The sequence below is a fragment of the Polaromonas sp. YR568 genome (assembly GCF_943369415.1).
Lineage (GTDB): Bacteria > Pseudomonadota > Gammaproteobacteria > Burkholderiales > Burkholderiaceae_C > Polaromonas.
Genome location: NZ_CALRNF020000024.1, coordinates 67,327 through 88,528, shown reverse-complemented (window position 1 = coordinate 88,528; position 21,202 = coordinate 67,327). Strand labels below are relative to the sequence as shown.

Genomic DNA, 21,202 nt, shown 5'->3' with positions numbered 1-21,202 from the left:
CTCCGGGCTATGTTTTTAAATCTATTCAGCGCAATCACCAGGGCCAGTTGATGCTCTGCCCCAGGCCCGCGGCCGGGGCGCGCGTGTACAGCAGGCGCGCCACCGTCAGGTCCTGCAGCGCCAGGCCGGTCATGTCAAAAACGGTGATATCGGCAGGCTGGCGTGTGAACCTGGCTTTGCCCGTGAGCAGGTCGCCAAGTTCGGTGGCGGGTGTCTCGGGCGCCCACTGGGTTTCGCCGATCTGCCGCGCCTGCGTGAGGTCGTCCACCACCAGGCGGGCCCGCGCCAGCAGGCCGTCTGGCACCTCGCGTTTGCCCTTGGTGTCGGCGCCCACGCAGGTCAAATGCGTGCCGGGCTGCACGGCCTGCAGGTCAAACAAGGGGCCTTTGCCCGGCGTGGCGGTAATCACCACTTCACTGTCGGCCACGGCCGCGTTGGCGTCAAGCGTGTGGGTGATGCTGCAGCGGCCGGCAAACTTTGCTTCGAAACCGGGATTCGGTTTGCCGTCGGCCGTGAGGTAGCGCACTTCACGCAGCGAAGGCATGAGCCGCAGCGCAAATTCCAGCTGCACCTGCGCCTGCACACCCGCGCCGAAAAGGCACAGCCGCGTGCTGCCGGGCCGCGCCAGCTGCAGCAGGCCCAGGCCGCCGGCGGCGCCGGTGCGCTGGGTGGTGATGGCGTTGCCGTCGATCACGCACAGCGGGCGGCCCGTGGCCGGGTCCACCAGCATCACCGTGGCCTGGTGCGGTTCGCCGCCTGCCTGGCGGTTGCCGGGCCAGAAGCCCGCGGCCTTGAAACCCAGCACGCCTTGCGCCGGTATGCTGCCCGACTTGATGCCAAACACGCCGCCGGTGGGCAGCGCCTCGCGCACCACCGGAAACACCCGGCCTTCACCCTCGCTGTGCAGCAAAAAAGCCTCACGCACCGCTTCGAGCACGTCGCCCGGCACCAGCAGTTGCTCGACCTCGTGTTTGGCCAGCAGCAGCAGGCGCGCGTCAGCCGGCATGTTGCTCGCCCTTGAACATCAAAAACTGGCAGGATGGGGGTCTGTGCGGTGGCTGCGCCTGGCGTGTCGTCATCTGGAAATATTATCCATTACCAGACAATTTGTCAAATTCACCCTCCAATCTCACCGCAGGAAATCCCATGCCCGGCAACCCGCACGCCCCTTGTGACGAAGGCATCATCCGCGCCCAGACCGGTGCCTGGGGTGCGACCGCGCATCCGCGCCTGGCGTTGGCCGCGACGGTGCTCGGTTCGTCCATGGCCTTTATCGACGGCTCGGTCGTCAACATCGCCCTGCCCGCCATCCAGCGCGACCTGGCCGGCGACTCGGCCGGCGGGCTGGCCGCGATGCAATGGGTCATCAATGCCTATTTACTCCTGCTGGGCTCGCTGGTGCTGGTGGGCGGCTCGCTGGGCGACCGCTTTGGCCGCCGCAAGGTCTTCATCATGGGCATCGCGCTCTTTACCGCCGCCTCGGTCGCCTGCGGCCTGGCGCCCGGGCCGCTGGCGCTGATCGCGGCGCGCGCCGTGCAAGGTGTGGGCGCGGCGCTGCTGGTGCCGGCCAGCCTGGCCATCATCGGCAATGTGTTCGAGGGCGAGGCGCGCGGCAAGGCCATAGGCACCTGGGCCGCATGGGCGGCGATCACCGGCGCGGCCGGGCCGGTGCTGGGCGGCTGGCTGGTCGATGCCGTGTCGTGGCGCGCGATTTTCTTTTTGAACGTGCCCATGGCGGTGGCCACCGTGTGGCTGGCGCTGTATGCCGTGCCCGACAGCCGCGACCCCGACGCGCCCCAGCAGCTCGACTGGCCCGGCGTGCTGCTGGTGGCCGGCGGCCTGGGCGCGCTGACCTACGGCCTGACTTTGGCGCCCGAGCGCGGCTGGCAGGCCGCCGGCGTGCTGGGCCCGATTGCACTCGGCGCGGCGCTGCTGGTCGCCTTTGTGGTCGTGCAGGCCCGCACACGCGCGCCCATGATGCCGCTGGGTCTGTTCAAGTCGCGGGATTTTGTGGGCACCAATTTGCTGACGCTGCTGCTCTACTTCGCGCTCAGCGGCGCGCTGTTCTTCCTGCCCTTTGTGCTGATAGGCGCCTTCAAGTATTCCGCCACCGCCGCGGGCGCCAGCTTGCTGCCGCTGTCGCTGCTGCTGGGTTTCCTGTCACCCGCCACCGCCAAACTGACCGAACGTTTCGGCGCGCGCCGCATGCTGATGGCCGGGCCGGCCGTGGCGGCCGCGGGTTTTGCGCTGCTGGCCCTGCCCGGCGTGGGCTGGCCTTACTGGGCCGGCTTCTTCCCCGCCATGGTGGTGCTGGGCCTGGGCATGACGATTGCCGTTGCGCCGCTGACCACCACCGTGATGAACGCCGTGCCGGCGACACACGCCGGCATCGCCTCAGGCATCAACAACGCCGTCGCGCGCATCGCCGGCCTGCTGGCCGTGGCCCTGCTGGGCGTGGTGTTTGCCGCCGCGCTGCGCGGGACTGTGCAGTCGGCTTCGCCTGAAGTGCTGGTATACGCCTTTCGCTGGGTGGTGCTGGCTTGTGTGCTGTGCGCGCTGGGCGCCTCGGCCTGCGCGCTGCTGTTTCTGGCCCCGGCCCGCCCGGAAAGCGCGCGGGCTTAAACTTGGGGCTTCCGGCGGCCTTGCACGCCCGCCCCGCGCGGCCAACACCGCGCCCTCCCCACCCTCCTCCACACCCACCCATGCCATTTTCCCAACTGGGCTTTTCGCCCGCGCTGCTGCCCGTGCTGTTGCGCGCCCTGGACGAAAAAGGCTATACCGCCCCCACGCCCATCCAGCAGGCCGCCATTCCGGTCATCCTCGAAGGCCGAGACCTCGTGGCTTCGGCCCAGACAGGTTCCGGCAAGACGGCCGCGTTTGCGCTGCCGCTGCTGCAGCAGCTGACGACCACGGCCGCGCCCACCGGCCACCGGCCCGTGCGCGCACTCATCCTGGTGCCCACGCGCGAGCTGGCCGCGCAGGTCGGTGAGGCCATCGTCAGTTTTGCCAAATACCTGCCGCAGCGCGTGAAAGTGGCCGTTGTGTTCGGCGGCGTCTCCATCAACCCGCAAATGATGAATTTGCGCGGCGGCGCCGACATCGTGGTCGCCACACCGGGGCGGCTGCTCGATTTGATAGACCACAACGCCCTGACCCTGTCGACCACCGCCGCCCTGGTGCTCGACGAAGCCGACCGCCTGCTGGACCTGGGCTTTGGCGAAGAACTGAACCGCATCCTGGCCCTGTTGCCAACCAAGCGCCAGACCCTGTTCTTCTCAGCTACATTCCCGCCCGCGATTGAAGCCCTGGCAGAAAGCCTGCTGCGCAATCCGCTGCGCGTCGAAGTCGCGCCGGTAGAGCAAGCCATCCCCGACATCACCCAGCGCGCGATCGAAGTCGACGCACCCCGCCGCACCCAGTTGCTACGCCACCTGGTGCAAACCGAAAAATGGGAACGCGTGCTGGTCTTCGTCGCCACCAAACACGCGGCCGAAATCGTGGCCGACAAGCTGCGAAAAGTCCATATCGAAGCCGAGCCCTTCCACGGCGAACTGAGCCAGGGCAAACGCACCCAGGTGCTGCAGGACTTCAAGATCAAGGCCGTGCAGGTCGTGGTCGCCACCGACGTCGCCGCGCGCGGCATAGACATCGCGCAACTGCCGGTCGTCGTCAACTACGACCTGCCGCGCTCCGTGACCGACTACACCCACCGCATAGGCCGCACCGGCCGCGCCGGGGAATCGGGTGTGGCTGTGAGCTTTGTGAGCGCTGCCACCGAGGCGCATTTCAAGCTGATTGAAAAGCGGCTGGGCATCACGGTAGCGCGTGAGCAAGTCGCGGGCTTTGAGCCTGTGGAAGTGGCGGTGGTGAACCCGGCGGACCCTGCGGGGACGGGTGGGATCAAGGGGAAGCGGCCTAGCAAGAAGGACAAGTTGCGGGCGGCGGTGGAAAAAAGCTGACCATTGATATTTTCGTAACTCAAGACACCACTCCGTTCGGGCTGAGCCTGTCGAAGCCCCTTCGACAAGCTCAGGGCGAACGGCAAGGAGAGTTGTCGTGATTTATGCGAGTCTTAACGAGCCTTGTTGTTCAGCGCCGCAGCCGCACGCACCAGCGCCTTCAAGGCCTTCTCGTCAATCTTTTCGCCCTCATGGATATCAATCGCGCGCCGAGTATTGCCTTCGAGGCTCGCGTTAAAAAGGCCTGAAGGATCCTCTACCGAGGCGCCCTTGGCGAAGGTCAGCTTCACGGCTTTTTTGTAGGTCTCACCGGTGCAGATGATTCCGCCGTGTGACCACACCGGCACACTCCACTTCCATTCCTCGACCACGCCGGGGACGGCCTGCTTGATCAACGCCCGGACCAGGGCCAGCGTCTCGCCGCGCCAATCACCCAGTTCCTTGATCTTTGCGTCTATCTGTTTGGAGGGAGACTCCTCGCTCCTGGTTTCCGCGGAATCTTTTTGGGCCTTGGTCATGTTTGTTGCCGCTTTCTTGATGGTGCTTGTCTCGCGCCGCGTAGCCGCTGGCTGCTTACCCTCACATTTTTTCGCCGGGTAACTCACTGGCCTGCTTCACCCACGCAGCGAGTTGTACTTCGTCGAGCGGCCCGCCCTCATGGATGTGGATGTAGCGCGTGTCCTGGCTTTTGGACTCCACGGGTGGCGCAGGGCGCAAGGGCGTGCCGCGAAAAAAAGCCACTTTGACGTAGTTCGTGAAGCAATGGAAGCTCAGGAACCAGCCCTGGCCCTCGATACCGTAGAACGGCGAGTTCCATTTGACGGCTTTGTGCACGCCGGGAACGGTGCGCACGATGAGCGTATCAAGCCGGCGCCCAACCTCGGACTTCCAGCCCGGCATGGCCGCGATGTAGGCCTGCACGGAGGCGTCGCCCTCACCCTTTGCGATCTGCGGGTTGCCGCCTGCGAGCAAGGTGGTCTTTGCGATCTTTGCCGTCTCAGGCGTTTTCGCCATTGCGTTCACTCCAGGTCTGGCTGTCGAAGGGTGTCGGCAGACCATACCCCGGTGGTGATTTGGCTGTCAACTCAAGCCGCACGCACGGGCTGCGCAAACTGAGGGGATTTCTCGACTTCATGCGGCAACGGCCAAACCGACAGGGTAGCCGTCCTGCTTCCCAACGCCAGCTATAGTTCAAGCCCTATGAACATCTCTCGCCTCCCCGCCGCATCCCACAACCTTCTGCGCTGGGCGAGTGCCTGGCGGCTTGTGGCCTTCCCGGCCCTGGGCGCACTCCTGCTTTTGCAGGGCTGCGCCACCGGCCAAAAAGGCCCATCCTTTACGCCGGCACCGCGTTCCGATGACGTCGCGACGGTTTACGTCTATCGACTGGACACGGCGCCTTATCTCAGAAAGCCCGACGTCAAAGTCAACGACGTGGTCGTCAGTGAGCTGCCCACGAACAGCTACACAGTGCTGAAACTGAAGCCCGGCAACTACACCGTAAAGACCGACTGGAACGGAGCGTTTTCGCTTGGCCTGGACGGCCTTATTCTCAACGCGAGTACGACTCTGTCCGCGGTTGCCGGAAAGTCTTACTACGTGAATCTCGCCGGGAAACTTGGCGTCATCGTGACGACGGTGACCTATGGCGCCAAGGTCACAAGCGAGGAATTAACCGAGCCGCCCGGCGCTATTTACCAGTGTTCCTTTGTTCCGCCCAAGAACGTAAGTATTGAACCGCGATGAATTGCCGGTCTGGCCACCACTTGAGTTGGCCAAGCGGCCTGCGGGGTCGAAACTATCGATTGAGAAAAGACGCCTGCAGAAACCGCATCCCGGCCAGTATCTGCTGAACCCGTTCATCCGACAAGATCCGATCCGCGCGCCCAACCGCGTCTTGTAAACCGAAGACACCTGCGACACGACCACCACGCTCTGTTTCTCCAGATTGCCCTCGCCGGGCTCCAGCAAGACATTGCCCGGCTCCGTCGCGCGGTTCAGCTTGGAGGTCAGCGCGCAGACGATGACGGTGCTGATGCGGGAGCGGTTGAAGACGTCGTCCTGCACGATGACATGGGGATGCGGGGAGCCTGGGATGGCGCCGCGTGAGGGGTCGGCTTCAATCCAGAAGATGTCGCCCTGTTTGAGGGTGTCTGGGTAAGGGCCTTGCAGGGCCTGTACGTCTCTGTCCATCAATGGTGCTTTCTCTCCTCAGACATTCAGCGGCATGTTTGCGAAACCAGGCAGCAGCAGCGACGCAGCCAGGCCTGTTTACATCCCCAGCCCTTCAAGCTTCTGGTTCACCGTCTGCGCAAGGTTTTCCGTGATGTCGGCACGCAGCCGTGCAATCAATTCAGGGCTGAAGTTGCCGCTCAAGCTGTAGCCAATGCCATAGGCCGCCGGGTCAATGCGCCTGGACGTGGACTGGGCGGGACTTCTGGCAATGATTTGCCCCTTGGGGTCCATGATTTTGAGGCTTAGGTTGCTGTGGGCGTAGGCATTCTGGATGGACGAAACATTCAGCGTCCGCAGCAGAACGCCCACCCCATCACCGTGGCTGTTTTCCGGTTTATAGGCACTGACAACAATCACCGCATCCAGGCGATTGGCGCGAATGATCTCGGCCAGTTCTTTTTCGATCCGCTCTTCGTTGTACGCCATCACCATGTTCGTGGCGTTCAGTCGTTTGATCAGCGCGGCGCGGTCATAGGACACCGTGGCGACCTTCCAGGTGGGGCGAGCGACCGCGAGCCGCTTGGTCGCGACGGACTCGATGGTCGAATTGATCTGGTCGCCCATATCAATTTCGCCGCGTTCGTTGTTGAACACGGTCAGGCCAATCTTTTCATAATTTGCTTTCTCCGGCACCAAGGAGATGACCGCAATGGTTTTGATCTGTTTTTCGGCCTCATCGGTCAGGCGGGTTGCGGCGCACCCCGTCAGCAACAGGAAAGACACGGTGCAAAGCGCAAGAAGGAGTTTTTTCATAGTGGATGGCAGTATCGGGAGATAAAGTGAGACAGAAGGGGATGCACCAAGCGGTCCCTTTTTTGGGCGGGCGGCTGCTTGAAACGGCGTCGCTTATTCCCCATCCGTCAAATCATCCTCACCCTCATTGCGCACCCGCGCCACCTTCACCCCGGGCTTGGCCAGCACCTCCACATAAAACTGCTCGCCGCCGTCTTTCACGATCTCGTCGATGGACTTGATCAGGTCGGCCACGGAGACGACGGCCGCCGTGGCTTCGCTGTAGCCCGACTTGCAATCGAAGTCCCAGAAATCCACTTCCTTGGGCAGGGCCTTGGCGCGTTCGCGTTTGAGGTATTTGCGGATGTCGTGCTTGGCGGCTTCGAGCAGGCGCTCGCGGTTTTTGCCTTCGACTTTGAGCTGGAATGTTTTTTTCATGGTGAGTACTTTGGTCTGAATGCGCGGCGCCCTGCGGCCACGGTGTGCTACCGATTATCGGGCCGTAGCGGGGCACAGCGGCAAAACCGTAGGCAAAAGCGGCGGCGGGGCCCACAATCGGCGCGGCATGGCGTTTGCTTTATCCCCACGCCGGCTTGTTCAACCCCACGGCCCTGGCGTGCAGGGCACAAGGAGATTCCGATGATCTATGGTTTGACTTACCTCGGTGTGATCCACACCGCCATCAGCCTGGTGGCCGTCGCGGCCGCCCTGATCGCCCTCTTTCGCGACAAGGAAATCATTGCCGCGTCCACACTGGGCAAGGTCTACATCTGGACCACGGTGCTGACCTGCCTCACGGGTTTCGGCATCTTCCAGCACGGCGGCTTCGGCAAGCCGCATGCGCTGGGCATCATCACCTTGCTGGTGCTGGGCATTGCCTGGGTCGCGGGCAACACCAAGGTGCTGGGCCGCGCTTCGGCCTATGTCGAGACGCTGAGCTATTCGATCACCCTGGTGTTCCACATGATCCCGGCGATCACCGAGACCTCGACGCGCCTGCCGCTGGGCGCGCCGCTGCTGCCCAATGCCGATGCGCCTGAACTCAAGGCCGCCACGGGTGTGCTCTTGCTGCTCTACATCATCGGTGCGGCGTTGCAGGTGCGGCGCATACGCGCGCGGAATGCGGCACAGGCGGTGCCGCTGCCCGGTTCGGCCGCCGTCTAAGCCCCTGCCCCGATTCGCCCAAGGGTTTGGAACCCTTGGGGCGCTGCCACGTCCGATGATCCCGGGCACCCTATCATTGGGCCTCATCCGGCTCCAAGCCTTCACCGCTGCCCGAAAGAATTCCCATGCATCCCGTGCTCTGCACCGAAGAACGCCACGCAAGCCAGATTTTGGCCATCTTCAATGAGGCCATCGTCAATTCAACGGCGCTCTACGACTACAAGCCGCGCACGCCCGAAAGCATGGTGGCCTGGTTTGCGACCAAGCGCAGCAATGGCTTTCCGGTGATAGGGATGGAGGACGACGCGGGCAAGCTGCTGGGTTTTGCAAGCTACGGCACGTTTCGCGCATTTCCGGCCTACAAGTACACGGTCGAGCATTCCGTCTATGTGGAGAAAAGCTGTCGCGGCCGGGGCCTGGGACGCACGCTGCTGGAGGCCATCGTTGCCAAGGCCGAAGAGCACGGCATGCACACGGTGGTGGGCGCCATCGACCTGGACAACACGGCCAGCATCGAACTGCACAAGCGCCTGGGGTTTGAGCACTGCGGCACGATCAAACAGGCGGGCTTCAAGTTCGGCCGCTGGCTGGACCTGACTTTCCTGCAGAAAACCTTGAAGACACCGCTGCAACCGGTCGACGGTTAAGCCTGGCCGGACTGCCCCAAAGCCTTGTCGATGGCTTCATGCAGGTGCTGAAGCCCGAAAGACACATCGCAGAACACGCCGTTGACGTAAAACGCCGGCGTTGAGCGCACGCCCAGGTGGCGGCCGCTTTGCATGTGTTCCTGCACGCGCTGCAGGTAGACGTGGTCGCTCATCTCGTTCTGGTAGCGCGCCATGTCCAGGCCGACCTGGGCGGCGTACTCCAGCAGGTTTTTGTCCTTGAGGTGCTGCTGGTGGGTGAACAGCAAGTCGTACATGGGCCAGAACTTGCCCTGGGCGCCTGCAGCCTCAGCCGCTTCGGCGGCGAGTTCGGCATGCGGGTGCACTTCGCGCAGCGGGAAGTGCCGGAAGACAAAGCGCAGTTGCTGACCGAAGTGCGGCAGCATCACTTTCAGCGCCGTGTAGGCCTGAAAGCAGGAGGGGCACTCGAAGTCGCCGTATTCGACCAGCGTGACCGGGGCGGACGCGCGGCCGCGTATGTGGTCTATGGCCTCGTCAGGTTCAAGTACCGGGTCCGGCGTGGGCAGGGAGGCCATGGAATCACCTTTCTTCAACTGTGCAACGATGGGTTGGCACAGTATGCGCCCTTGGCCGTGGCGTGATCAAGATGCCACGGGGCCAAAGGCAAAGAACAGTGAAACAGGCTGTGCGGATCAGCCCTGGTTGGCCGCGTTCTCGAGGGCTTCGTCGAGCGCCTTGCAGGAAGGCGAGCACACGGCCTGGGACTTGCCCAGCACCTTGCGCGTGCCCATGAGGGAACGGGCGCGGTGCTTGCCGCACATAAAGCACGACATGGTGGCCGCACCGAACGAGGTGGTGGCGGCGAACGGGGAGCCCGAGACCTTGGACTTGTAGCGCAGGCCGTCTGCGAGGACGGCGGTTTTGGCGTCAGCTCTTGCCATGGTATGGATCTTCCTTCGGTTGGGGGTTTTGACGGTTCATGGCCTTGTCGATGGCCTGTTTAGCCTGCTGCTCGGCGGCGAGCGAGGCGTCCAGTGCGGACCGGCACAGGCCCGCGTACTGGTAGTTCACGTTTTCATAGAGTTCGGCGGCGGCCGGATGGGTGTCCAGCAGCGCGCCCAGCGCCGTGCCCGGTTCCACGTCGCCCAGTTCGTTGACGAGGTGCAGCACGACGGAGCGGTATTGCTCAGCGCCTACAGGCACTGCGCTGTGCTCCAGGCGCTCCAGCAACTCGGCCAGCACGTGGGTGACCGTGAGGTCGGTTTTGTGGGGGTGAGGATGTGTGGCGTTCATGCAGTGAATTTGGGGCTTCCTTCCCCAAAATCAAGCGCCATGACCGGCCAGGATGCCCGTTTGGGCCTAGCCTGGATCAGCCCTGTACGCTATATTTTCCATAGCTGGTGACGCTTGTCCGCCGTGGGTTGGAGGCTTATTTTACCGCAAAAGAAGCGCAGGGCCCTTCCCTTTACCCGGCTTGCGGATTTTTACGGGCTTCCAGGGCGATCCATTTCGGCCCGAAGCAGTGGTATCCCAATGGGCACCGCATTTGGGGCTACTTATTTGATAGCGGATGTCTGTAAAGCCCTGTGCGGATCCCGGGCACTCCCCAGCCGGGCTATGCGCCAGGGGCCTGACCAGCAGCCTTGCCGCCGCGGGCAGGGCCGGTTTTAAAGCTTCGCGATAGAAACTTCTGTCGACTTGACGAGCGCCACCACTTCGCTGCCGACGACCAGTTCGAGCTGGTCCACCGAACGCGTGGTGATGACCGAGGTCACGATGCCCCAGGGCGTTTCGACGTCGATTTCGGACACCACGTCGCCGCGGATGATTTCCTTGACCTTGCCGCGGAACTGGTTGCGGACGTTGATGGCTTGGATGGACATAAAGGTTCTCCTGGAACTTGGTTGAAAAATCGGTGAAAGGGTAAAAGCTCAAACCGCCCAGCGCACGCCGTGCACAGGCGTGTTGGGCCACAGCGGCTCGCTCGGTGAAATCGCCTCGCCGGGCTGCTGCAGCACGCGGTCAAGGATCTTCTTTTCGATCTGGCCGAACAGCGGGTCGCTGCGCTCGCGCGGCCGGCTGATGCGCACGCGCTCGTCCAGCGCGATACGGCCGTCCTCGATCAGGATCACGCGGTCGGCCAGCGCCACAGCCTCCTGCACGTCGTGCGTGACCAGCAAGGCGGTGAAACCGTTGCGCTGCCACAGGCCTTCGATGAGCTGGTGCATTTCGATACGGGTCAGAGCGTCCAGCGCGCCCAGCGGTTCGTCGAGCAGCAGCAGGCGCGGGTTGTGCACCAGGGCCCGGGCCAGCGACACGCGCTGGCGCTGCCCGCCCGAGAGGCGCGCCGGCCAGTCGGGCTGGCGGTCGGCCAGACCGACCTGGGCCAGCACGTTGGCTGCGGCGCCGTGGGCGCTGCGAGGCAAACCCAGCGCCACATTGTCGATCACGCGGCGCCAGGGCAAGAGGCGTGAATCCTGGAACATGATGCGGGTGTCTTCGCGCAGGCCGGTCACGTCCTGCCCGTCCAGGCGTATGCTGCCCTGCGTGGCGGCTTCCAGCCCGGCCACCAGGCGCAGCAGGGTCGATTTGCCGCAACCGCTGCGGCCCACGATGGCGACAAACTCGCCGGGTTCAATCACGAGTTCGGTGTGCTGCAGCACCTGGCGCTTGCCGTAGCGTTTGGACAGGCCGCGGATTTCAAGGCGCACGCCGCGGTCTTGCGGCAAAGACGATGCTTGCGGCGGCAGGGGGTCAGGCCCGATGGTCCGCCCGTACTCCGCCGCGAGATAGGCCTGGGAAGATTCAAAAGAAGTTTGGGGATGCAGCATGGTGCGTTTCCTCAGGCGGTTCAGGCCGCAACACTCTGGTAACCGGGATGCCAGCGCAGCCAGTAGCGCTCCAGCCCGCGCGCGAACACGTCGGCCAGCTTGCCCAGCAAGGCATAGAGCAGGATGCCGACCAGCACGACGTCGGTCTGCAAAAACTCTCTGGCATTCATGGTCAGGTAGCCGATGCCGGCCTGGGCCGAGATGGTTTCGGCCACGATCAAAATCACCCACATCAGGCCCAGCGAAAAGCGCAGGCCCACCAGGATGGATGACAGCGCGCCCGGCAGGATGACTTCGCGGTAAAGCTGCCAGCGCGTGAGGCCGTAGGTGCGGCCCATTTCGATGAGGCCCGGGTCCACGTTGCGGATGCCGTGGAAGGTGTTGATGTAGATCGGAAAGAACACCGACACCGCGATCAGGAACAGTTTGGCGGTCTCGTCGATGCCGAACCACAAGATTACCAACGGGATCAGCGCCAGCGCCGGGATGTTGCGCACCATCTGGATGGTGGAGTCGAGCAGGGTTTCAAAAAATTTGACCGAGCCGGTCAGCAGGCCGAAGGCCAGGCCCAGCCCGCCGCCTATGGCCAGGCCCGCGAGCGCCCTGCCCGCGCTGACCTTGACATGCGTCCACAACTCGCCCGAGGCCGACAGCGTCCACGCGGCCTTGAGGACTTCGGACGGCGCCGGCAGCACGCGTGTCGACAGCCAGCCCAGCGAGGAAGCGATCTGCCACAAAGCGATCAACCCCACCGGCACCACCCAGGGCAGCAGGCGCTGGCCGATGTCGCGCAGGATGGCGGCGTACTGGATGCGTGGCAGCGAAAAACCGGCGGCGAGCGGCAAAAAGCCCAGCCCCGGCGCATCCACGGTGTCGGGCACCGGGGTCACCTGGAGTTCACGGACTTGCGTGGAATCTGTCATGGGAGGGCTCCGTTTCAGCTTTGCGACACGCGCGGCAGGTAGTCGTTGGCGACGACTTCACCAAAGGGGCCGTTGAGCACCCGGCCGGAGAGTTTTTGGCGCAGCTTGCGCGGCAGCAGCGGGAACACGAGTTCGGCGAAGCGGTAAGCCTCTTCGAGGTGCGGATAGCCCGACAGCACAAAGGTGTCCAGGCCCAGGGCCGCGTATTCCTCGATGCGCGCGGCCACGGTTTGCGGGTCGCCCACCAGGGCCGTGCCCGCGCCGCCGCGCACCAGGCCCACGCCGGCCCAGAGGTTGGGGCTGATTTCCAGTTCCGCGCGCGTGCGCTTGCCACCGCCGGCGTGCAAGGCGGCCATGCGGCGCTGGCCTTCCGAATCCATGCGAGAGAATGCTGCCTGCGCGCGGCCCACGGTGTCGTCGTCCAGCCGGCTGATCAGGCTTTCGGCGGCGCGCCAGGCTTCGTCGTCGGTCTCGCGCACGATGACGTGCAGGCGTATGCCGAACTTGACGGTGCGGCCGTGTTTGGCCGCCCTCGCCTTCACGTCGGCCACTTTTTTGGCGACTTCGGCGGGCGGCTCGCCCCAGGTCAGGTAGGTGTCGACCTGCTCGGCGGCCAGCTCATGCGCCGGTGCCGACGATCCGCCGAAATACACCGGTGGATGCGGCTTTTGCACCGGCGGGTAAAGCAGCTTGGCGCCCTTCACGCTCAGGTGTTCGCCCTGGTAGTCAAAACTTTCGCCGGCGTGGCTGCGCGCCAGAATCTCGCGCCAGATGCGGATGAATTCAGCCGACTGTTCATAGCGCTGGGCATGGTCCAGGTAAACACCGTCGCCTTCGAGTTCAGCCTGGTCGCCGCCGGTGACGAGGTTGATCAGCAGGCGCCCGCCCGAGAGCCGGTCGAAGGTGGCGGCCATGCGCGCGGCCAGGCTGGGCTGGTGCAGGCCGGGGCGCACGGCCACCAGGAATTTGAGGTTTTTGGTGACGGGCAGCAGGCTGGAGGCCACCACCCACGGGTCTTCGCAGGAGCGGCCGGTGGGAATCAGCACGCCTTCATAGCCCAGGGTGTCTGCCGCCTGGGCGACCTGCTTGAGGTAGTCGTGGTTGACCTCGCGCGCCCCTTCGCCGGTGCCGAGGTAGCGGCTGTCGCCGTGGGTGGGGATGAACCAGAAAACCTGCATCACGAACTCCTTTTTGATGCGCTGGCGAGGCGCGTACCAGTGGCCGCCGCAGAACCGGCTTCGCCGGGCTGCTGGTGGCCGCCCCCTTGGGGGGAGGCGGCCGCCAGGCCGCTTCGGGGGGGAATCTCAGGTTTCCAGACGATGTCGGCCACCTTGACCGCGCGCGGGATCAGCCCCAGGCGCAAAAAGGCGTCGGCCACGCGCTGCTGGTCGGCAATCGCCGCGGCATTGAGCGGGCCTACCGGCGACACCGGCCGGCGCTGGATAAAGAGGCTCACCACGCCGGCATCCAGCCCGCTGAATTCGGACACCAGCTTGATGGCCTCCTTGCGGTCGCTTTGCACCAGCGCATCGGCGCGGCTCAACTCTTCGAGCAGCACCGCCAGCGTTTGCGCATGCTGGGTGACAAAGGGGCGCGACGCCAGGTAGAAGGAGTTGTTGCTCGACAGTTCGCGGCCGGTGGCCAGCACGCGCGGCTTGATGGCGAGCTCGGTCGCGGCGTAAAACGGGTCCCAGATGGCCCAGGCGTCCACGCTCTTGCGCTCAAAGGCGGCGCGCGCATCGGCGGGCGCCAGGTAGATAGGCTGGATGTCGTCCCACTTGAGGCCGGCCTTGTCGACCGCGCGAACCAGCAGGTAATGGGCACTGGAGCCTTTTTGCAGCGCGATTTTTTTGCCCTTGAGGCCGGCCAGGTTGCGGATGGGCGAATCGCCCAGCACCAGGATGGCCGAGCTGTCGGGCTTGGGCGGCTCGACGCCGACGTAGAGCAGGTCCTTGCCGGCAGCCTGCGCGAACACGGGCGGCGAATCGCCGGTCAGTCCGAACTCCAGGCTGCCGACCGACAGCGCTTCGAGCAACTGCGGGCCGGCCGGGAACTCGGCCCAGGTGATCTTCGTCGCAGGAAAGCGCTTTTCGAGCACGCTTTTCTGCTTGAGGATGACCAGGTTGACGGCGGACTTCTGGTAACCGATGCGCAGTTGCTCGGGGGCTTTGTCCACCTTGGCGGCAGACTGGGCTTTTGCGCCTTGCAGGCCCAGGCCCCACAGCGAGGCGGTGGTGGCGGCGATCTGCAGGAAGCGGCGGCGCAGCTGGAGAGGTGTGAGGGTGTTCATGGTGTGTCCTTGGCCTTGGCGCTCAGGGCGCCGGTTTGTAGGCGGCGTCGCTGACGGCAATGGCCTTGGGGATCAGCTTGAGCTCGAAGAAGGTGTCGGCCAGTTTTTGCTGGTCGGCGATCACGCTGGCAGGCACGGGTTTGACGTTGAACTCATAGCGCTTGAGGCTCAGTTCGACCACGTCGACCGGCAGGCTTTGCAGCGGGGCGATCAGCTCGGCGGCCTTTTTGAGGTTGGCCTTGAGCCAGACGCCGCGTTCCACCGAGTCGTCAAACAGGGCCTGGATGACCTTGGGATTTTTGGCGACGAAGCCGCGCTCGGCCAGGTAGTACTGGTAGTTGTTGACCACGCCCTTGCCGTCGGCCAGCACGCGCGCGCCTATGGCTTTTTCAGCGGCGGCGGTGAAGGGGTCCCAGATCACCCAGGCGTCGACGTTTTTGCTTTCGAAGGCGGCGCGCGCATCGGCGGGGGCCAGGTAGACGACCTGGATGTCGCTGAGCTTGAGCTGGTTTTTCTCGAGCAGCTTGACCAGCAGGTAGTGCACATTGCTGCCCTTGTTGAGCGCGACTTTTTTGCCCTTGAGTTCGGCCACGGATTTGACGGGCGAATCCTTGGGGACCAGGATGGCTTCGGCTTCAGGTGCGGCCGGGTCGTAGCCGATGTAGGCGAACTTGGCGCCGGCGGCCTGGGCAAAAATCGGTGGCGCTTCACCGACATAACCCACGTCGACGGAGCCGAGGTTCAGGCCTTCGAGCAGTTGCGGGCCGGCCGGAAACTCCACCCACTTCACGGTGGCGTTGAGCGGCAACAAACGTTTTTCGAGCGTGCCCTGGGCTTTTTGCAGCACAAACAGGCTGGCGGCTTTCTGGTAGCCGATGCGCAGTTCCACTTTGTCCTGCGCATGCGCCACGGGCAGCGTCAGCAAGGTGATGACGCCTGCGAGCAAGGCGACCAGCGCCAGGCTCAGGAGGAAGTCGATCCAGGTGCGGGCCTTGCGTACGGGTTGCTCGGCGTTGTCGGCGGTACCGGGTGTTCCGGTGGAAGTGATCGTCATGTTCATGTCCTTTTCGGTAGCTGTCTTTTCCGGATGCGGCCGATCAAAGGCAAAGCCTCCCCGGCCGCCTGCGAGGCGGTTTCAAAATCTGCGTCATGGGAATCGGGAGCCGTGGGCTCCCGGTGCGGCGTCAGACGCTACATCGCACCCGGGAAAAATGCACCGGCTCAAAGCCTGCCGTGGCAGGCTGCCGAAAGCTTTCGGCCAGCAAGGTCAGCACTGCGTCGTCCAGGCGCACGGAAATGTCGGGGCCGACCTCGTAGCGCTTGTCGGCCGACTGCGGCACCTGTGAATCGGTGGCGTAAACGCCGGGCAGGATATGCCGGGCCGCCAGCGCCTGCAGCACCGGGCGCAAGGCGTAGTCCAGCGCCAGCATGTGGTGCGGGCTGCCGCCCGTGGCCAGGGGCAGCACGGTTTTGTCTTTCAGCGCGGTTTGCGGCAGCAAGTCGAGCAGCACTTTGAGCAAGCCGCTGTAGGCCGCCTTGTAGACCGGCGTGGCCACCACAATGGCGCGCGCCTTCGCGATCTGTTCGATGGCCTTGATGATGGCCGGGTGGCCCCACTCCGCCAGCAGCAGCGCCTGGGCCGGCAGTTCGCGGATGTTGAGCCGGTCGACCACCAAGCCGCCCCTCAGGGCCAGCCGGTGGCTGACCGAATCGAGCAGCGCCGACGAACGGGACTGCTCGGACGGGCTGCCGGCAATCAGCAATACGGATTGTTGCGCGGACATTTTTTGGAGTTTTCCCTGAAGTGCCTGGGCAACCAAGCGCGGTGTGACAGTTTTTCAATTCAGTGCCGGCGCGGAACCGGCTTTGCCGGGCCGCAGCGGGCGCCCCCTGGGGTGAGGCGGCCGAGGCCGCTTCGGGGGGAGCCTATTTCTTCGAATAGATCTGGTCGAAGGAGCCGCCGTCGGCGAAATGCTCTTTATCAGCCTTGGTCCAGCCGCCGAAAGCCTGGTCGATGGTGAACAGGTTCAGCTTGGGAAACTGCTTGGCGTACTTGGCAATCGCTTTTTGCGAGACGGCCGGGCGGTAGAAGTTCTTGCCGGCGATGTCCTGGCCTTCTTCGGAGTACAGGTACTTCAGGTATTCCTCGGCGACGGCGCGCGTGCCCTTTTTGTCCACGTTCTTGTCGACCACGGCCACGGCGGGTTCGGCCAGGATGCTCAGCGACGGTGCGACCACGTCGAACTTGGCGCCGAATTCTTTTTCCAGCAGGTAAGCCTCGTTTTCCCATGCGATCAGCACGTCACCCTGGGCGCGCTGGGCGAAGGTGATGGTGGAACCGCGGGCGCCGGTGTCCAGCACCGAGACATTGCCGTAGAGCTTGGCGACAAACTCCTTGGCCTTGGCATCGCTGCCGTATTTGCGTTTGGCGAATTCCCAGGCGGCCAGGTAGTTCCAGCGGGCGCCGCCCGAGGTCTTGGGGTTGGGGGTGATCACGTTGATGCCGGGCTTGACCAGGTCGTCCCAGTCCTTGATGCCCTTGGGGTTGCCCTGGCGTACGGCCAGCACGATGGTGGAGGTGTAAGGCGAGGCGTTGTGCGGCAGTTTCTTTTGCCAGTCGGGCGAGAGCCAGCCCCCGTTTTTGACCAGCGCGTCGGTGTCGCCGGCCAGGGCCAGCGTGGCGACGTCGGCATCCAGGCCGTCAATGATGGAGCGCGCCTGCTTGCCCGAGCCGCCATGCGACTGCTTGATGGTCACGTCCTGGCCGGTCTTGGCCTTCCAGTACTTGCTGAAGGCGGCGTTGTATTCGACGTAGAGCTCGCGGGTCGGGTCGTAGGACACATTGAGCAGCGTCACGGGGGCCGGCTGGGCCTGGGCCGTCAGCAGTGACCCTGCCAGCGTCAAACCCAAACCGACTGCTGCGGCCGTACGGGTGGAAACATTGATAAAGTTGCGGCGTGAAGTCATGGTTGCTCCTCTTTTCCAGAAAAATGCGTGTAAATGCGAACAAAATGGATTCTGGAAGCAGCCCTAGAAAACTGGAACGAATAAAAACTCAGTTCTTTATTCTGTAAACATCCTTAGCCCCCCCTCTCAGATCCCCCCGATACACGAAAGAACCCCGCCATGGCACGCCTCGTCAAATGCATCAAGCTCGGTAAAGAAGCCGAAGGCCTGGACTTTCCGCCCTACCCCGGTCCCCTCGGCAAACGCCTTTGGGAAGAAGTCAGCAAGGAAGCCTGGGCCGAATGGATGAAGCAGCAGACCATGCTGGTCAATGAAAACCGCCTGAACCTGGCCGACGCCCGCGCCCGCCAGTACCTGGCGCGCCAGATGGAAAAGCATTTTTTTGGGGACGGCGCAGACGCCGTCCAAGGTTACGTACCTCCCAGCGCATGAGCGAAGCCATGCGCTGCCAAATTAAAAAAATGCTTTCGCCAAAAGCATTCAGGCCTCGGCAAAGCCGAGGTCTGCCGCACGAGCGAAGCGATGGGCGGTTTGGCGACGGCGCCGATGCTGTTCAAGGCTACGTACCCCCCACCCAATAAGGCCCCCACGCTTGTCGCTTCGCGTACTGCGCTGCCCCCCGAGGGGGCCGCTGCGCCTGCGGCCCGGCAAAGCCGGTTCCGCGGCCCCGGCTGGCCTGAAGTCGGGGCCCACACGCCTGTCACTAATATGAAACTTGCGCTGGTCTTCCATGGCTGAAGTGATCGAGTGGCTGGACGACGGCACGGCCGGCGGCAGCCCCTTCAGCCCGCGCTTCGGCGACCGCTACCGCAGTGAACTGGGCGGGCTGGACCAGGCCCGCGAAGTTTTCCTCAAAGGCTGCGGCCTGCCCGAAGCCTGGGCCGGCCAGCCGCAATGGACGGTGCTGGAAACCGGCTTCGGTCTGGGCCTGAATTTCCTGGTCACCTGGGCCGCCTGGAAAGCCGACCCGAATCGCCCCCAGGGTCTGCATTTCGTCTCGACCGAAGCCTTCCCGGCCGGCGCCGCCGACGTGCTGCGCAGCGCGCGTACCCACCCCGAGCTGATTCCTTTCGCCGAACAACTCCACGCCCAGCTGTGGGGCTTGCTGCCGGGCTTTCACCGCCTGGTGTTTGAGGGCGGCCGGGTTTTGCTGACGCTGTGCATAGGCGACACCAAGGCGGTGCTGCGCGAGCAATTGTTTGAAGCGAACTCTGTCTACCTGGACGGCTTCAGCCCGCAGCGCAACCCCGACATCTGGGACCTGCACACCTTCAAGGCGGTGGCGCGCTGCTGCCGGCGCGGCACGCGCATCGCCACCTGGACGATTGCGCGCAGCGTGCGCGATGCGCTGGCGGAGTGCGGCTTTGTGGTGAAGAAGGTGCCGGGCATTCCGCCCAAGCGCGACAACCTGCAGGGCGAGTACAACCCGGCCTGGGAGCCCAAAAAAGCGCAGCCCTCGCCACAACGGCGCGCGCCGTCGACCTGCGTGGTGATAGGCGCGGGCCTGGCCGGCGCGGCCGTGGCGGCCAGCCTGGCGCGGCGTGGCTGGCAGGTGACCGTGCTCGATGCGGCGAATGCGCCCGCCGCCGGCGCGTCGGGCTTGCCCGGCGGGTTGCTGGCGCCGCATGTCTCACCCGACGACAACCCGCTCTCGCGCCTGTCGCGCCACGGCATTCGCGCCACACTGCAGCAAGCCGATGCGCTGCTGCGCGCCAGCGACTGGGGCCGCACCGGCGTGCTGGAGCATGGGGTGGAGCACCCGCGCAAACGGCCCGAGGCCTGGCAGGCGGACTGGGCCGGTGCCGCGGATGACTGGTCAAGCCCGGCCGATGCCGCGCGGCTCGCGCTGTGCGGCCTGCCGCCGGATGCAACTGCGCTGTGGCACACGCAGGCGGGATGGGTCCGCCCCGCCGGCCTCGTCGAAGCGTGGCTGGCCACGCCGGGCGTGCAATGGCGCGGCAATGCGGCGGTGTGCCGCCTGAGCCGTACTTCCAGCGAATGGCAGGTCTTTGATGCCCAGGGCCAGGAACTGGCCCGCGCCGGGCTGGTCGTGCTCGCAGCGGGCTACGGCAGCCGGGCGCTGGCCGCCGCCGCGGATGAGTCCGCCGGCGAACTCGCGCTGCAAGCCATACGCGGCCAGGTCAGCTGGGGCCGGCACGAGCCCGGCACGGCCGCCGCCCTGCCCGTCTTCCCCGTCAACGGCCACGGCAGCCTGGCGCCCGCCGTGCCCCTGCCTGGCGAGGCCGGCAGCCTGGCCTGGATCATGGGTTCGAGCTTTGAACGCGACAACCCACGTGCCGCAACGCGGCCCGAAGACGACCAGCACAACTTCAGCCGCCTGCAAACCCTGTTGCCGCAAACGGCGCACGCGCTGGCCGCGAAGTTCAAGAGCGGGCAGGTCCAGAGTTGGGCGGGCGTCCGCTGCGCCACGCCCAGCCGGTTGCCCGCGCTGGGGCCGCTGGCGCCGGGTTTGTGGATCTGCGCTGGAATGGGTTCTCGTGGCCTGACGTTTGCCGCCTTGTGCGGGGAGTTGCTGGCCGCCAGGCTGCATGCGGAGCCCTTGCCGCTGGAGCAGCGCCTGGCCGATGCGCTGGCGCCGCAGGACGTGCACTGAAACTCAGCGCGTGCTGCGCAGCAGGCGTTTGAGCTTTCCGGGGTGCAGGGGTTTGCGCAGGCTGCCGCGCGCGCCGGCAAACCAGCCGCGCACCACGTCGGCCTGCGACAGCCGGCTGCCGGTCAGGATCAGGAACTCAATGGCCGGGCGCGAAGCCCCCACCTTTTTGACCATCTCCCAGTGCTCGACGTCGGGCAGGTCCATGTCCAGCACGACGAGCTTGTAGAGGCGGGTGTCTATCAGCCTGAGCGCTTCGGCGCCGGTCGCGGCCTCGTCGACCAGCAGCAGGCCGGCCATGGCCAGCCGGGCGCGCAGATAGAGCCGTGCGTCGCGGTCGGCGTCCACCACCAGGACCTGGGCCTGTTCAGGCTCCGGCGCGGGATCTTCCAGGGGCGCGGGCGCGGTGTCGGCTGCGGAATCAAAGTCGAGGTCCAGGTCCAGCAGCGCCGTCGATTCGGACAGCAGGTCCAGGTCGAGGTCCGTGTCGGGCGCCTTGGGCGGCACGGCCTGCGGGAGTTCGGCCGCGAGCAGTTCGTCCATGCCTTCGATCACGGCCGCCCACTGCAGCGGGCGCTTGAACACCAGGCGGGCCCGGGCCGGCGCGTTGTCGCCTATCCAGATGAGTTTGAGGTCGTCGTGGGCGGGATTGGCCAGCTCCAGCGTGGCCTCCCAGCTGTCGCCGTCGATCAGCGCCATATCGGCCTCGTCGGGTGCCGCGGCCGTCCACGGCGCATAGGCCGTTGGCCGCGTTTCGGACAGCCGAAACACCGTGTTCAGGGCGTGACGCTCGACGTCGTCAAACCCAAACACTTTTACAAAGATCCGCTTGACCGCCTCGCCACCCGTATTCGTCATTTGCGC

Annotated in this window: 25 protein-coding genes; 7 read left to right on the top strand and 18 right to left on the bottom strand. The window is 64.8% G+C overall.

What is annotated here, in order from left to right:
• Positions 1-34: 34 nt before the first annotated feature.
• On the bottom strand, positions 35-1,006 hold the full coding sequence (locus ACLV74_RS15935) for an ornithine cyclodeaminase family protein (protein ID WP_411880373.1): 972 nt from the start codon (positions 1,004-1,006) through the stop codon (positions 35-37).
• Positions 1,007-1,146: 140 nt separating this feature from the next.
• On the opposite strand from ACLV74_RS15935, the gene ACLV74_RS15930 reads away from it, so the two are divergent.
• Positions 1,147-2,622, top strand: coding sequence for a DHA2 family efflux MFS transporter permease subunit (locus ACLV74_RS15930; protein WP_411880372.1), 1,476 nt, complete (start codon positions 1,147-1,149; stop codon positions 2,620-2,622).
• Positions 2,623-2,702: 80 nt separating this feature from the next.
• On the top strand, positions 2,703-3,959 hold the full coding sequence (locus ACLV74_RS15925) for a DEAD/DEAH box helicase (RefSeq protein WP_411880371.1): 1,257 nt from the start codon (positions 2,703-2,705) through the stop codon (positions 3,957-3,959).
• 113 nt (positions 3,960-4,072) lie between these two features.
• Here ACLV74_RS15925 and ACLV74_RS15920 read toward each other — a convergent pair whose 3' ends face one another.
• Together ACLV74_RS15920 and ACLV74_RS15915 are read right to left on the bottom strand one after the other, a co-directional pair.
• The gene (locus ACLV74_RS15920) at positions 4,073-4,477 is read right to left on the bottom strand and encodes a DUF1801 domain-containing protein (RefSeq protein WP_411880370.1); all 405 of its coding nucleotides are present in this window, start codon (positions 4,475-4,477) and stop codon (positions 4,073-4,075) included.
• A 61-nt stretch (positions 4,478-4,538) separates the two neighbouring features.
• Positions 4,539-4,973 (bottom strand): DUF1801 domain-containing protein, encoded by a 435-nt coding sequence (locus ACLV74_RS15915; protein ID WP_411880369.1) that lies wholly within the window; start codon positions 4,971-4,973, stop codon positions 4,539-4,541.
• Positions 4,974-5,159: 186 nt separating this feature from the next.
• Between ACLV74_RS15915 and ACLV74_RS15910 the strand changes: the two genes are divergently transcribed.
• The gene (locus ACLV74_RS15910; RefSeq protein WP_411880368.1) at positions 5,160-5,705 is read left to right on the top strand and encodes a DUF2846 domain-containing protein; all 546 of its coding nucleotides are present in this window, start codon (positions 5,160-5,162) and stop codon (positions 5,703-5,705) included.
• Here the strand turns inward: ACLV74_RS15910 and ACLV74_RS15905 are convergent.
• The 3 genes from ACLV74_RS15905 to ACLV74_RS15895 all read right to left on the bottom strand — a co-directional run bounded on the left by ACLV74_RS15905 (position 5,631) and on the right by ACLV74_RS15895 (position 7,364).
• The gene (locus ACLV74_RS15905) at positions 5,631-6,152 is read right to left on the bottom strand and encodes a type II toxin-antitoxin system PemK/MazF family toxin (RefSeq protein WP_411880367.1); all 522 of its coding nucleotides are present in this window, start codon (positions 6,150-6,152) and stop codon (positions 5,631-5,633) included. The genes ACLV74_RS15910 and ACLV74_RS15905 overlap by 75 nt on opposite strands.
• A 78-nt stretch (positions 6,153-6,230) precedes the next feature.
• Complete coding sequence (locus ACLV74_RS15900) at positions 6,231-6,947, bottom strand: hypothetical protein (protein ID WP_411880366.1); 717 nt, start codon at positions 6,945-6,947, stop codon at positions 6,231-6,233.
• Between the two features lie 93 nt (positions 6,948-7,040).
• Complete coding sequence (locus ACLV74_RS15895; protein WP_411880365.1) at positions 7,041-7,364, bottom strand: DUF6172 family protein; 324 nt, start codon at positions 7,362-7,364, stop codon at positions 7,041-7,043.
• Positions 7,365-7,565: 201 nt separating this feature from the next.
• Here ACLV74_RS15895 and ACLV74_RS15890 point away from each other — a divergent pair, with 201 nt between their 5' ends.
• Positions 7,566-8,090, top strand: a complete 525-nt coding sequence (locus ACLV74_RS15890) for a hypothetical protein (RefSeq protein WP_411880364.1) — start codon at positions 7,566-7,568, stop codon at positions 8,088-8,090.
• Positions 8,091-8,215: 125 nt separating this feature from the next.
• Positions 8,216-8,737, top strand: a complete 522-nt coding sequence (locus tag ACLV74_RS15885) for an N-acetyltransferase family protein (RefSeq protein WP_411880363.1) — start codon at positions 8,216-8,218, stop codon at positions 8,735-8,737.
• Here the strand turns inward: ACLV74_RS15885 and ACLV74_RS15880 are convergent.
• The 11 genes from ACLV74_RS15880 to ACLV74_RS15830 form a co-directional block, all read right to left on the bottom strand.
• Positions 8,734-9,291 carry a DsbA family protein gene (locus ACLV74_RS15880; protein ID WP_411880362.1) on the bottom strand — a complete coding sequence of 186 codons (558 nt, stop codon included), beginning with the start codon at positions 9,289-9,291 and terminating at the stop codon, positions 8,734-8,736. The genes ACLV74_RS15885 and ACLV74_RS15880 overlap by 4 nt on opposite strands.
• Positions 9,292-9,408: 117 nt before the next feature.
• Positions 9,409-9,657 (bottom strand): hypothetical protein, encoded by a 249-nt coding sequence (locus tag ACLV74_RS15875; protein ID WP_074574576.1) that lies wholly within the window; start codon positions 9,655-9,657, stop codon positions 9,409-9,411.
• Complete coding sequence (locus ACLV74_RS15870) at positions 9,644-10,009, bottom strand: hypothetical protein (protein WP_411880361.1); 366 nt, start codon at positions 10,007-10,009, stop codon at positions 9,644-9,646. The genes ACLV74_RS15875 and ACLV74_RS15870 overlap by 14 nt, the downstream gene beginning before the upstream one ends.
• Before the next feature lie 374 nt (positions 10,010-10,383).
• Positions 10,384-10,599 (bottom strand): TOBE domain-containing protein, encoded by a 216-nt coding sequence (locus ACLV74_RS15865; RefSeq protein WP_411880360.1) that lies wholly within the window; start codon positions 10,597-10,599, stop codon positions 10,384-10,386.
• 48 nt (positions 10,600-10,647) lie between these two features.
• Complete coding sequence (locus tag ACLV74_RS15860) at positions 10,648-11,547, bottom strand: ATP-binding cassette domain-containing protein (protein ID WP_411880359.1); 900 nt, start codon at positions 11,545-11,547, stop codon at positions 10,648-10,650.
• A 20-nt stretch (positions 11,548-11,567) separates the two neighbouring features.
• Entirely contained in the window at positions 11,568-12,470 is a 903-nt protein-coding gene (gene ssuC / locus ACLV74_RS15855; RefSeq protein WP_411880358.1) for an aliphatic sulfonate ABC transporter permease SsuC, read from the bottom strand.
• Between the two features lie 14 nt (positions 12,471-12,484).
• Positions 12,485-13,648 (bottom strand): FMNH2-dependent alkanesulfonate monooxygenase, encoded by a 1,164-nt coding sequence (gene ssuD, locus ACLV74_RS15850; RefSeq protein WP_411880357.1) that lies wholly within the window; start codon positions 13,646-13,648, stop codon positions 12,485-12,487.
• Positions 13,648-14,760 carry a sulfonate ABC transporter substrate-binding protein gene (locus tag ACLV74_RS15845; RefSeq protein WP_411880356.1) on the bottom strand — a complete coding sequence of 371 codons (1,113 nt, stop codon included), beginning with the start codon at positions 14,758-14,760 and terminating at the stop codon, positions 13,648-13,650. The genes ssuD and ACLV74_RS15845 overlap by 1 nt, the downstream gene beginning before the upstream one ends.
• Positions 14,761-14,782: 22 nt before the next feature.
• On the bottom strand, positions 14,783-15,814 hold the full coding sequence (locus tag ACLV74_RS15840; RefSeq protein WP_411880355.1) for a sulfonate ABC transporter substrate-binding protein: 1,032 nt from the start codon (positions 15,812-15,814) through the stop codon (positions 14,783-14,785).
• A 130-nt stretch (positions 15,815-15,944) separates the two neighbouring features.
• Positions 15,945-16,544 (bottom strand): NADPH-dependent FMN reductase, encoded by a 600-nt coding sequence (gene ssuE, locus ACLV74_RS15835; RefSeq protein ID WP_411880354.1) that lies wholly within the window; start codon positions 16,542-16,544, stop codon positions 15,945-15,947.
• A 142-nt stretch (positions 16,545-16,686) separates the two neighbouring features.
• Positions 16,687-17,727, bottom strand: a complete 1,041-nt coding sequence (locus tag ACLV74_RS15830; RefSeq protein WP_411880353.1) for a sulfate ABC transporter substrate-binding protein — start codon at positions 17,725-17,727, stop codon at positions 16,687-16,689.
• A gap of 159 nt (positions 17,728-17,886) precedes the next feature.
• Between ACLV74_RS15830 and ACLV74_RS15825 the strand changes: the two genes are divergently transcribed.
• Complete coding sequence (locus tag ACLV74_RS15825; RefSeq protein WP_411880352.1) at positions 17,887-18,159, top strand: oxidative damage protection protein; 273 nt, start codon at positions 17,887-17,889, stop codon at positions 18,157-18,159.
• Positions 18,160-18,457: 298 nt separating this feature from the next.
• The gene (gene mnmC / locus ACLV74_RS15820) at positions 18,458-20,341 is read left to right on the top strand and encodes an FAD-dependent 5-carboxymethylaminomethyl-2-thiouridine(34) oxidoreductase MnmC (protein WP_411880351.1); all 1,884 of its coding nucleotides are present in this window, start codon (positions 18,458-18,460) and stop codon (positions 20,339-20,341) included.
• 3 nt (positions 20,342-20,344) lie between these two features.
• On the opposite strand, the gene ACLV74_RS15815 is transcribed toward mnmC, so the two are convergent.
• Positions 20,345-21,196: a response regulator transcription factor gene (locus tag ACLV74_RS15815; protein WP_411880350.1), complete on the bottom strand. Its 852-nt coding sequence runs from the start codon at positions 21,194-21,196 to the stop codon at positions 20,345-20,347.
• Positions 21,197-21,202 lie beyond the last annotated feature (6 nt).